General features: G+C 72.5%; 1 protein-coding gene. It reads left to right on the top strand.

Features of this window, described 5'->3' with window-relative positions:
- Nucleotides 1-262 precede the first annotated feature (262 nt).
- The gene (locus ACZ58X_RS25875) at nucleotides 263-13,651 is read left to right on the top strand and encodes a DUF7927 domain-containing protein (protein ID WP_470335978.1); all 13,389 of its coding nucleotides are present in this window, start codon (nucleotides 263-265) and stop codon (nucleotides 13,649-13,651) included.
- Nucleotides 13,652-13,704 lie beyond the last annotated feature (53 nt).

Here is a 13,704-nt window from a genome sequence, read left to right on the forward strand (position 1 = left end):
CCGTCCGCCGCCCACCAGTCGCCAGCGCCTGCCGTCCGCCGTCCGTCCGCTGCCCACCAGCCGCCTGCTGCGCCGAACGATGTCCGGCGCTGGGCCGAAAGCGCGCATTCCGACCCGAAAATACGATGACACGATGTCGGGTCATCCGTGCGGCCGCTGACCTCGGCAATTCTCCTGACACGCACGCGGGCATTCGCGTGACGATCGTGTTGTCCGCCCACCCACGTCGCCGTGGGTGGGCGGTCGCGAGAGGAGACGCCGGATGGCTCCGGTGAGGTCGTTGCTCGGCGGTCGGTTCCCGACGGCCATGCGCGGTGTGCTCGCGCTGCTCTGCCTGGTGCCCCAGGGCGGGCTCGCGCTGGCCGCGGCCCCGCCCGGGTACGCGCCGCAGGAGCCGTCCGAGGAGCAGCGGGCGCTGGTGGCGTGCACGCCGACCGGCAACTTCACCAACTGCACCCGGTTCACGTACAGCGGCGGCGACCAGACCTTCACCGTGCCCGCCGGCGTCACCAGCGTCTACGCGCGGCTCTGGGGCGGCGGTGGCGGCGGCTCGCCGAGCGCCTACTACACCGGCCAGTTCGGCGGCGGTGGCGGCGGCTACACCACCGGCACCATCGCGGTGACACCCGGCCAGAGCCTGACCGTCACCTCCGGGCAGGGCGGGGTGATGAACCGGACCACCGCGGTGTACGGCGGCGGCGGGGCCGGTGGGCGGGGCGGGGCCGGCAGCGGCCTGGCGACGGGTGCCACGGGCGGCGGCATGAGCGCCGTGTGGAACGGCAACTACGGCGGCACCCCGCTCCTGATCGCCGGCGGCGGCGGCGGTTCCTCGCCGGGCGCCGACACCGGCACCCCCGCCGCGGGCGGCGGCGGCGGGACCACCGGCGGCCAGGACAACCGCCCGGCGAGCTCCGGCCGCGGCGGCACCCAGAGCGCCGGCGGTGCGGCCGCCACCCAGACCAGCTGCGGCAGCGCCACGGCGGGCAGCCGCTTCCTCGGCGGCAGCGGCGCGCCCAACAACAACGAGGGCGGCGGCGGTGGTGGCGGCGGCCTGTACGGCGGCGGTGGCGGCGCCTGCCAGGGCGCGAGCTCCCTGGAGCTGAACGGCATGGGCGGTGGCGGCTCCGGCTACACCGGCGGCACCGGGGTGACCAACGCGCAGACCAGCGCCGGCGCCAACAGCGCCGCCAACGGCCAGGGCGGCCTGGCCGCAGGACGCAGCGACGCGCTCTACGGCTCCGGCATCGGCAACGGCGGCGGCACCACCAACGGCGGCAACGGCGAGGTCACCCTGGAGTGGGTGACGCAGACCGGCCTGTCCATCGCGAAGACGGCCTCCCCGACCACCTATGTCCCGGGCCGGACCCTCACCTACACCGTCGTGGTCAGCAACGCCGGCCCGGCGCCGGCCGTCGGCGCGGCGGTGCGGGACGCGCTGCCCTCCGCACTGTCCGGGTTCACCTGGACCTGCTCGGCCGGCTCCGCGAGCAGCGCCTGCGGCGACGCGAGCGGCACGGGCAGCATCGACACCACGGCGACGATCGCGGTGAACGACTCCGTGACGTACACGGTGACGGGCACGGTCCCGTCCGGGACCACGGGCACCCTGTCGAACACCGCGACCGTGACCCGCCCCAGCGCCACGACGGACCCGAACTGCGGTCCGACCTGCTCCAGCACCGTCGACACCCCGGGCCGGGTGACCACCGGACTGTCGGTGACCAAGACGCCCGACAAGAACCCCTACGTGCCCGGGCAGCCGCTGACCTACACCATCGTCGTGAAGAACGACGGCCCCTCCGACGCCGTCGGCACCGCCGTCCGGGACACCCTGCCCACCTCGATCCAGAACTTCACCTGGAGCTGCACGGCCGCCGGCGGGAGCAGTTGCGGCAGCACCGCGTCCGGCACCGGCAACATCGACACGACCGTCGACATCCCGGCGGGCGGCCGGGTGACGTACACCCTCACCGGCACGGTGCCGGCGGACGCCAACGGGGCCCTGGACAACCGGGCCACCGTCACACCGCCGACCGGCGCCACCGACCCCACCTGCTCACCGAACTGCACCAGCGCCACGAACCCGATCCCGCCGGACCGCAAGGCGAACCTGGTCGTCTCCAAGACCCTGCTGACCAACCCGGTGGTGCCGGGCCAGCAGATCAAGTGGCAGGTCAAGGTCACCAACACCGGTCCCTCGACGGCCCGCAACGTCCAGGTCACCGACCGGATCCCGGCCGGGGTCACCGGCGCGGGCATGGTCAACGACCAGGGCTCCTCGGCGTGTCCGATCAGCAACGGCACCGCCACCTGCCCGGGCGTCACCATCCCGGTCAACGGCACCGCCAGCTGGACGCTCAGCGGCACACTCGACCCCGACGCGACCACCACGCCCGCCAACTCCGCCGTCGTCACCGGCGGCCCCGACCCGTCGGCCTCCTCGCGCACCGCCGTCGCCTCGCCGACCGGCACGCCCACGCCGCAGGCCGGCCTGACCATCTCGAAGACGCTGCTGACCAGCCCCGTGGTGCCCGGGCAGCAGGTGCAGTGGCGGGTGACGGTCGCCAACAGCGGTCCGTCGCGGGCGCGGAACGTGGTGGTGACGGATCAGGTGCCGGCCGGGGTGAGCGGCGCTTCGATGAAGGCGGACACGGACGGGGCCGCCTGTCCGATCAGCGGCGGCGTCGCGACCTGCCCGGCGGCGGAGATCCCCGCGGGCTCGTCCGCGAGCTGGACGCTGAGCGGCACGCTCTCGCCCGACGCGACGACGACGCCGACGAACACGGCGGTGGTGACGGGCGGCCCCGACCCGTCGGCCACGGCTCGTACGGCGGTGGCCTCGCCGAGCGCCCCGCCGACGCCGCAGGCCAACCTGACCGTCTCCAAATCCCTGCTGACCAGCCCGGTGGTGCCGGGGCAGCAGATCCAGTGGCGGGTGACGGTCGCCAACAGCGGTCCGTCGCGGGCGCGGAACGTGGTGGTGACGGATCAGGTGCCGGCCGGGGTGAGCGGCGCTTCGATGAAGGCGGACGCGGACGGGGCCGCCTGTTCGATCAGCGGCGGTGTCGCGACCTGCCCGGCGGTCGAGATCCCGGCGGGCTCCGCCCTGAGCTGGACGCTCAGCGGCTCGCTCGACCCCAACGCCACCACCACCCCGACGAACACCGTCACGGTCACGGGCGGGCCCGACCCGTCGGCCTCGACCCGCACCGCCATGGCCTCGCCGACCGGCACGCCCACGCCGCAGGCCGGCCTCCAGGTCTCCAAGTCGCTGGTGACCAACCCGGTGGTGCCCGGCCAACAGATCCAGTGGCGGATCAACGTCTTCAACTCCGGCCCGTCGCGGGCCCGGAACGTCGTGGTCAGCGACCAGATCCCGGCCGGCGTCAACAACGCCACCATGACCGGGCCGAACGGCACCACCTGCCCGATCAGCGGTGGCGTCGCCGCCTGCCCGGCCGTCGAGATCCCGGCCGGCCAGGCGCTGAACTGGACGCTCACGGGAACGCTGGACCCGAACGCCACGGCGACCCCGACGAACACGGTGACGGTCACGGGTGGCCCGGATCCGGCGGCGTCCACGCACACGGCGGTGGCCTCGGCCTCCAACTCGCCTTCGCCGCAGGCGAACCTGGCCGTATCGAAGGTGCTGCTGACGAACCCGGTGGTGCCGGGGCAGCAGATCCAGTGGCAGGTGTCGGTGACCAACAGCGGGCCTTCGCGGGCGCGGAACGTGGTGGTGACGGATCGGGTGCCGGCCGGGGTGAGCGGCGCTTCGATGACCGGTTCGGACGGTTCCGCCTGTCCGATCAGTGGTGGTGTGGCGACGTGTCCTGCGGTGGAGATCCCGGCCGGGCAGACGATGACGTGGACGCTCTCCGGGACCCTGGACCCGAACGCGACCACCACGCCGACGAACACGGTGACGGTGACGGGTGGTCCGGATCCGACGGCGTCCACGCACACGGCGGTGGCGTCGCCGTCGAGTTCGCCGTCGCCGCAGGCGAATCTGAAGGTGTCGAAGGTGCTGCTGACGAACCCGGTGGTGCCGGGGCAGGAGATCCAGTGGCGGGTGACCGTCACCAACAGCGGGCCTTCGCGGGCGCGGAACGTGGTGGTGACGGATCAGGTGCCGCCCGGGGTGAACGATGCCTCGATGCGGGCCGATGCGGGTGGAGCGGCCTGTCCGATCAGTGGTGGTGTGGCGACGTGTCCGGCGGTGGAGATCCCGGCCGGGCAGACGGTGACGTGGACGTTGACGGGCACGCTCGCTTCCGATGCGACGGCGACGCCGACGAACACGGTGACGGTCACGGGTGGTCCGGATCCGGCGGCTTCCACCCACACGGCGGTGGCTTCTCCGTCCAACTTGCCGTCGCCGCAGGCGAATCTGACCGTGTCGAAGGTGCTGCTGACGAACCCGGTGGTGCCGGGGCAGCAGATCCAGTGGCAGGTGTCGGTGACCAACAGCGGGCCTTCGCGGGCGCGGAACGTGGTGGTGACGGATCGGGTGCCGGCCGGGGTGACCAACGCCACGATGACGGGGGCGGACGGTTCCACCTGCTCGGTCAGCGGGGGAGTGGCGACGTGCCCGGCGGTGGAGATCCCGGCGGGCCAGACCATGACCTGGACACTCAGCGGCACGCTGGACCCCAATGCGACCACCACGCCGACCAACTCCGTGACGGTGACCGGCGGTCCTGACCCGACGGCTTCCACCCACACGGCGGTGGCCTCGCCGACCGCGACGCCGACGCCGCAGGCCGGGCTGAGCATCGGCAAGGTACTGCTGACCAGCCCGGTGGTGCCGGGCCAGCAGGTCCAGTGGCGCGTCAGCGTCACCAACAACGGTCCCTCGCGTGCCCGGAACGTCGTCGTCACCGACCAGGTACCGGCGAGCGTCACCAACGCCTCGATGGCGGCGGACGCCGACGGCGCCAACTGCCCCGTCAGCAGCGGCACCGCGACCTGCCCTGCCGTGGAGATCCCGGCCGGGCAGACCCTCACCTGGACGCTGACCGGCACGCTCTCGCCCGACGCGACGACGACGCCGACGAACACGGCGGTGGTGACGGGCGGCCCCGACCCGTCGGCCACCGCCCGTACCGCGGTGGCCTCCCCGAGCGCCTCGCCGACGCCGCAGGCCAAGCTCGTCGTCTCGAAGGTGCTGCTCACCGATCCGGTGATCCCTGGGCAGCAGATCCAGTGGCGGGTGACCGTCACGAACAACGGGCCTTCGCGCGCTCGGAACGTCGTCGTCACGGACACGGTGCCGGCCGGTGTGAACGACCCGAGCATGACGGCCTCCGGCGGGACCACGTGCCCGATCGCGAACGGGACGGCGACCTGCCCCGCAGTGGAGATCCCTGCGGGCTCCTCCGCGACCTGGACCCTGACCGGCACGCTGGCACCGGACGCGACCGTGACGCCGACGAACACCGTGACGGTCACGGGCGGGCCCGACCCGTCGGCGTCCACGCACACCGCCATCGCCTCGCCGACCTCGACGCCGTCGCCGCAGGCCGAGCTCGTCGTCTCGAAGGTGCTGCTCACCGATCCGGTGGTGCCTGGTCAGCAGATCCAGTGGCAGGTGTCGGTGACCAACACCGGGCCGTCGCGGGCGCGGAACGTGGTGGTGGCGGACCAGGTGCCGGCCGGGGTGAGCGGTGCCTCGATGACGGGCTCCGACAGTTCCACCTGCCCGATCGCCAACGGTGTCGCGACCTGCCCGGCGGTGGAGATCCCGGCCGGACAGACGATGACCTGGACGCTCTCCGGCACGCTCGACTCCAACGCGACGACCACGCCGACCAACACGGCGGTCGTCACCGGCGGGCCCGACCCGTCCACCACCGCGCACACCGCCGTCGCCTCGCCGAGCACGTCGCCGTCGCCGCGTGCGAATCTGACCGTGTCGAAGGTGCTGCTGACGAACCCGGTGGTGCCTGGTCAGCAGATCCAGTGGCAGGTGTCGGTGACCAACAACGGGCCGTCGCGGGCGCGGAACGTGGTGGTGACGGATCGGGTGCCGGCCGGGGTGAGCGGCGCTTCGATGACGGGCTCGGACGGCTCCACGTGCCTGATTGCCAACGGTGTCGCGACGTGTCCGGCGGTGGAGATCCCGGCCGGGCAGACGATGACCTGGACGCTCTCCGGCACGCTGGCGCAGGACGCCACGGTGACGCCGACCAACACCGTGACCGTCACCGGTGGTCCGGATCCGACGGCCTCCACGCACACGGCGGTGGCTTCTCCGTCCAACTCGCCGTCACCGCAGGCGAATCTGACCGTGTCGAAGGCGTTGCTGACGAACCCGGTGGTGCCGGGGCAGGAGATCCAGTGGCGCGTGAGCGTCACGAACAGCGGGCCTTCGCGGGCACGGAATGTGGTGGTGGCGGACCAGGTGCCGTCCGGGGTGAACGATGCCTCGATGCGGGCCGATGCGGGTGGGGTCAGCTGTCCGATCAGTGGTGGTGTGGCGACGTGTCCGGCGGTGGAGATCCCGGCGGGCCAGACGGTGACCTGGACCTTGACGGGCACGCTTGCTTCCGATGCGACGACGACGCCGACGAACACGGTGACGGTGACGGGTGGTCCGGATCCGACGGCGTCCTCGCACACGGCGGTGGCTTCTCCGTCCAACTCGCCGTCACCGCAGGCGAATCTGACCGTATCGAAGGTGCTGGTCACGAGTCCGGTCGTGCCGGGGCAGCAGATCCAGTGGCAGGTGAGCGTCACCAACAGCGGCCCGTCGCGGGCTCGGAACGTGGTGGTGACGGACCAGGTGCCGGCCGGGGTGAGCGGCGCTTCGATGACTGGCTCGGACGGTTCCACCTGCCCGGTCGCCAATGGCGTTGCGACGTGCCCTGCGGTGGAGATCCCGGCCGGGCAGACCATGACCTGGACGCTGTCCGGGACGCTCGACCCGAACGCCACCACGACGCCCACCAACGGTGTCACCGTGACCGGTGGTCCTGATCCGACGGCCTCCAGCCACACGGCGGTGGCGTCGCCGACTTCGTCGCCGACCCCGCAGGCCGGGCTGAGCATCGGCAAGGTGTTGCTGACGAACCCGGTCGTGCCGGGCCAGCAGATCCAGTGGCGGGTGACGGTCACCAACAGCGGTCCCTCGCGGGCGCGGAACGTGGTGGTGACGGACCAGGTGCCGGCCGGTGTCAACAGTGCGTCGATGACGGCGGACGCCGACGGCGCCAACTGCCCGATCGCCAATGGGCTCGCGACGTGTCCGGCGGTGGAGATTCCGGCCGGGCAGACGCTGACCTGGACACTCAACGGCACCCTCGACCCCAATGCGACGACGACCCCGGCCAACACGGCGGTGGTGACGGGCGGTCCCGACCCGAGCGCGACGGCGCACACGGCGGTGGCGTCGCCGACGTCGTCGCCGACGCCACGGGCGGGCCTCACCATCTCCAAGGTGCTGCTCACCGACCCTGTGGTGCCGGGCCAGCAGATTCGGTGGCGGGTGACCGTCACCAACAACGGGCCTTCGCGGGCGCGGAACGTCGTTGTCACGGACAACGTTCCGGCCGGTGTGAACGACCCGAGCATGACGGCCTCCGGTGGGACCGCGTGCCCGATCGCGAACGGGACGGCGACCTGCCCGGCGGTGGAGATCCCCGCGGGCTCGTCCGTGACCTGGACCCTGACCGGCACGCTGGCACCGGACGCGACCACCACGCCGACGAACACGGCGGTGGTCACCGGTGGCCCGGATCCGGCTGCGACCGCGCACACTGCGGTGGCGTCCGCTTCGAACTCGCCCGCGCCGCAGGCGAGGTTGACGGTGTCGAAGGTTCTCCTCACCGACCCCGTGGTGCCGGGCCAGCAGGTGCAGTGGCGGGTGTCCGTCACGAACAACGGGCCGTCGCGGGCGCGGGACGTTGTGGTGACGGACCAGGTGCCGCCTGGGGTGAACGGTGCCTCGATGGTGGCGGATGCCGACGGGGCCAACTGCCCGATCAGCAGCGGGGTGGCGACGTGTCCGGCGGCGGAGATTCCGGCCGGGCAGACGCTGAGCTGGACGCTCTCCGGCACGCTCGACTCCAACGCGATGACCACGCCGACCAACACAGCGGTCGTCACCGGCGGCCCCGACCCATCGGCCACGGCGCACACTGCGGTGGCGTCCCCGTCGAACTCGCCTGCGCCGCAGGCGAATCTGACCGTGTCGAAGGTGCTGGTCACCGACCCGGTGGTGCCGGGCCAGCAGATTCAGTGGCGGGTGTCCGTCACGAACAACGGGCCTTCGCGGGCGCGGGACGTCGTGGTGACGGACCAGGTGCCGGCTGGGGTGAACGGTGCCTCGATGGCGGCGGATGCTGACGGGGCCAACTGCCCGATCAGTAACGGTGTCGCGACGTGCCCGGCGGTGGAGATCCCGGTCGGGCAGACACTGACCTGGACGCTCTCCGGCACGCTGGCGCAGGACGCCATGGTCACGCCGACCAACACGGCGACCGTCGCCGGTGGTCCGGATCCGACGGCGTCCGTCCACACGGCGGTGGCGTCTCCCTCCAACTCGCCCTTGCCACAGGCGAAGCTGACCGTGTCGAAGGTGCTGCTGACCAACCCGGTCGTGCCCGGCCAGCTGGTGCAGTGGCGGGTGTCCGTCACGAACAGCGGTCCTTCGCGGGCGCGGAACGTCGTGGTGACGGACCAGGTGCCGGCTGGGGTGTCGAACGCGTCGATGGCGGCACAGGACGGCACGGCGTGTCCGATCGCGAACGGGACGGCGACCTGCCCGGCGGTGGAGATCCCGGTCGGGCAGACGCTGACCTGGACGCTCACCGGGACCCTCGGCCCGGACGCCACGGTGACGCCGACGAACACGGCGGTGGTGACGGGCGGACCCGACCCGAGTGCGACGGCGCACACGGCGGTGGCTTCGCCGTCGAACTCGCCCTCACCGCAGGCGAATCTGTCGGTGTCGAAGGCGCTGGTCACCGACCCGGTGGTGCCGGGCCAGCAGATCCAGTGGCGCGTGAGCGTCACGAACAACGGTCCGTCGCGGGCGCGGAACGTCATCGTGACCGATCACGTGCCCGCCGGGGTGTCGAACGCGTCGATGGTGGCGCAGGACGGTACGGCGTGCCCGATCACGAACGGGACGGCGTCCTGCCCGGCAGTGGAGATCCCGGTCGGGCAGACGCTGACCTGGACGCTCACCGGGACCCTCGGCCCGGACGCGACGGTGACGCCGACCAACACGGCGACCGTCACCGGTGGTCCGGATCCGACGGCGTCCGTCCACACGGCGGTGGCGTCGCCCTCCAACTCGCCCTCGCCGCAGGCGAAGCTGACCGTGTCGAAGGTGCTGCTGACGAACCCGGTGGTGCCCGGGCAGCAGATCCAGTGGCGGGTGACCGTCACCAACGGCGGTCCCTCGCGGGCCCGGAACGTCGTGGTCACGGACCGGATCCCGGACGGTGTCAGCGGTGCGAGCATGACCGCCGCCGACGGGACCGTCTGCCCGATCACGAACGGGACGGCCGCCTGCCCGGCGATCGAGTTGGAGGTCGGCCGGTCGCAGACGTACACACTGAGCGGCACACTCATGCAGGACGCGACGGTGACGCCGACGAACACGGCGGTGGTGACGGGCGGACCCGACCCGAGTGCGACGGCGCACACGGCGGTGGCCTCGCCATCGAACCCGCCTTCGCCGCAGGCGAGTCTGACCGTGTCGAAGGTCCTGCTGACGAACCCGGTGGTGCCGGGGGAGAAGATCCAGTGGCGGGTGTCGGTGACCAACAACGGTCCCTCGCGAGCCCGGAACGTCGTCGTCAGTGACCGGATCCCGGACGGAGTCTCCGATGCGGTGCTCCAATCGGACGCCGATGCCGGCCGGTGCCCGATCACCGGCGGGACGGCGGTGTGCGGGGCGATCGAGCTGGAGGTCGGGCAGGTCGCCTCGTACACGCTGACCGGGACGCTGGCGCCGGACGCGACGGCGACACCGACGAACACGGCGGTGGTGACGGGTGGCCCCGACCCGAGTGTGACCGCCCGCACGGCGGTGGCCTCGCCCACCAACTCGCCCTCGCCGCAGGCGAACCTGAGCATCGCCAAGGTGCTGGTGACCAACCCGGTGGTGCCGGGGGAGAAGATCCAGTGGCGGGTGACGGTCACCAACGGTGGGCCGTCGCGGGCCCGGAACGTGGTCGTGACCGACACGATCCCGGCGATGGTCAACGCCCCCGGGATGACCTCGGATGCGGACGGCTCGACCTGCCCGATCAGCAACGGCGTGGCGACCTGCCCCGCCGTCGAGATCCCGGCCGGCGCCACCGCGTCCTACACGGTCACCGGGACGCTCGACCCGGCGGCGACCAGCACCCCGGCCAACGTCGCCGTCGTCACCGGCGGTCCCGACCCGACGGCGACGGCCCACACGGCGACCGCGGAGGCCAGTGAGACGGTCGTGCCACAGGCCCGCCTTACGGTGTCGAAGGTGCTGGTGACCGACCCGGTGGTGCCCGGACAGCGGATCGAGTGGCGGATCAGCGTGACCAACGACGGGCCGAGCCGGGCCCGGAACGTGGTGGTCAGCGACCGGCTCCCGGACGGCGTCGTCGGCGCCGTGCTGACGCCGGACGCGACGAACGCGGACTGCCCGGTCTCCGGCGGTGTGGCGACCTGCCCGGCGGTCGAGATCCCGGTCGGCGGAACGGTGACGTACACGGTCGCCGGCACCCTCGCCCAGGACGCGACGACGGTGCCCGGCAACACCGCGGTCGTGACCGGCGGGCCGGACCCGAGCACGACGGCCCACACGGCGGTGGCCTCGCCCACCGGCTCGCCCTCGCCGCAGGCGCGGCTGAGCCTGGCCAAGGTGCTGGTCACCGACCCGGTGGTGCCGGGCGGGACGGTCCAGTGGCGGGTGACCGTCACCAACAACGGTCCCTCGCGGGCCCGGAACGTCGTGGTCACCGACCGGGTCCCGGACGGTGTCACCGGCGCCATGATGGTTTCGGACGAGGACGGCACCAAGTGTGCGATCGCCAACGGCGTCGCCGGTTGCCCGGCGATCGCGCTGGAGGTCGGGCAGATGGCCTCGTACACGCTGAGCGGGACGCTCGATGCCGATGCCGTCGTTACCCCGACGAACACGGCGACGGCGACGGGTGGACCGGACCCGAGCACGCCGACCCACACGGCGGTGGCCTCGCCCACCAACTCGCCCTCGCCGCAGGCGAATCTGGTCGTGTCGAAGGTGCTGGTCACTGATCCGGTGGTGCCGGGGCAGCAGATCCAATGGCGGGTGACGGTCACGAACAATGGTCCTTCGCGTGCGCGCGATGTGGCGGTGACCGATCGGGTGCCGGCTGGGGTACTGAACGCCTCGATGGTGGCGCAGGACGGTACGGCGTGCTCGATCGTGAACGGTACGGCGACGTGTCCGGCGGTGGAGGTCCCGGTGGGGCAGACGGTGACCTGGACGCTGACAGGCACGCTGGCGCAGGATGCCACGGTGACGCCTACCAACACGGTGACCGTCACCGGTGGTCCCGATCCGACAGCTTCGACCCACACGGCGGTGGCCTCTCCGTCGAACTCGCCGTCGCCGCAGGCGAATCTGGTCGTGTCGAAGGTGCTGGTCACTGATCCGGTGGTGCCGGGGAGGCAGATCCAGTGGCGGGTGACGGTCACGAACAACGGGCCTTCGCGGGCGCGCAATGTGGTGGTGACGGATCAGGTGCCGGCTGGGGTGTCGGGTGCGTCGATGGTGGCGCAGGACGGTACGGCGTGCCCGATCGTGGACGGTACGGCGACGTGTCCGGCCGTGGAGATCCCGGCCGGTGGCACGGTGACCTGGACGCTCTCCGGGACGCTCGACGCCGGTGCCATCGTGACGCCGACCAACTCGGTGACCGTCACGGGCGGTCCGGATCCGACGGCGTCCGTCCACACGGCGGTGGCTTCTCCGTCGAACTCGCCCTCGCCGCAGGCGAATCTGACCGTGTCGAAGGTGTTGCTGACGAACCCGGTGGTGCCCGGGCAGCAGATCCAGTGGCGGGTGACGGTCACGAACAACGGGCCTTCGCGGGCGCGGAACGTCGTCGTGACCGATCAGGTGCCGGCTGGGGTGTCGGGTGCGTCGATGGTGGCGCAGGACGGTACGGCGTGTCCGATCGCGAACGGGACGGCGACCTGCCCGGCCGTGGAGATCCCGGCCGGTGGCACGGTGACCTGGACGCTCACCGGGACGCTGGACGCCGACGCCACCGTCACGCCGACCAACGCGGTCACCGTCACGGGCGGGCCCGACCCGAGCACGCCCGTGCACACTGCCACCGCCTCGCCCAGCGGCACTCCGGAACCGCAGGCGAAGCTGTCGGTGTCGAAGGTGCTGCTGACCGACCCGGTGGTGCCGGGGCAGCAGATCCAGTGGCGGGTGACCGTCACCAACCAGGGGCCGTCCGTCGCCCGGGACGTGGTGGTCGTTGACCGGGTGCCGGGCGGGGTGCTGAACGCGTCGATGGCGGCGGACGACGGTACGGTCTGCCCGATCGTGAACGGGACGGCCACCTGTCCGGCCGTCGGGATCGCCGTCGGTGCCACCCGGTCCTGGACGTTGCGTGGCACGCTCGACGCCGGTGCCACCGTCACGCCGGTCAACACGGCGACCGTGACCGGTGGACCCGACACGGTGACGCCTACCCACACGGCGGTGGCCTCGCCGAGTTCGTCGCCGTCGGCGCAAGCCCGGCTGACCGTGGCCAAGGTGCTGCTGACCTCCCCGGTCGTCGCCGGGCAGCAGATCCAGTGGCGGGTCACCGTGACCAACGACGGGCCCTCGGTGGCCCGCAACGTGGTCGTCACCGACCAGGTGCCCGCCGGGGTGAACGACGCGTCGATGACGGCCGACGCCGACGGGGCGGCGTGCCCGGTCGCGGACGGGACGGCGACCTGCCCGGCGGTGGAGATCCCGGTCGGTACGACGGTGTCCTGGACGCTGACCGGCACGCTGGACCCGAACGCCACGGCCGTCCCGGTGAACACGGCGGTGGTGACGGGCGGCCCGGATCCGAGCGTGACCGCGCACACGGCGGTGGCGACACCGACCGAGCCGATCACCGTCCAGCACGATCTGCTGCTCGGCAAGCAGGCGAGCCCGGCGAACCCGAAGGCCGGTGACACCGTCACGTACACGGTCACCGCGACCAACCGGGCCAGTGGCACGTACCTCGGGGCCGTCGTCACCGACGACCTCTCCGGGGTGCTGGACGGCGCGGTGTACGACGCCGACGCCCGGGCCAGCAGCGGGCGGACGGCCTACGCGGCGCCGCGGCTGACGTGGACGCTGGACATCCGGCCGGGTGCGACGGAGACGCTCACCTACACCGTCACGGTGAAGTCGGACGCGGGCGGCACGGCGCTGGTCAACCGCCTGACCGCCGACGGCTCCAACTGCTCGGGCGGCAGCGGCTCCCGGCGGGCGGTGGCGGGCAACTGCTCGACCACCACCACCGTCCGGAATTCGCCCAGCCCGAGCCCGACGACCAAGCCGCCGCTGCCGCCCACCGGGAGCGGGAACCCGTTCGCGGCGCTGCTGGCGACGGTGGTGTTCCTGGCGGTCGGTGGCAGCCTGATCGCGGCCCGTCGCGACCGCCGCTCCCGCCGCTGACCCGCGGTGCTGACCGTCGGGCGGCCGGTTCGACCGGCCGCCCGACGGCCCGG

This window comes from Kitasatospora sp. NPDC040550, assembly GCF_055594965.1.

What these genes read in the sequence shown, in the direction of transcription:
- ACZ58X_RS25875 (WP_470335978.1), top strand. Translation starts at nt 263, where the DNA reads ATGGCTCCGGTGAGGTCGTTGCTCGGCGGTCGGTTCCCGACGGCCATG.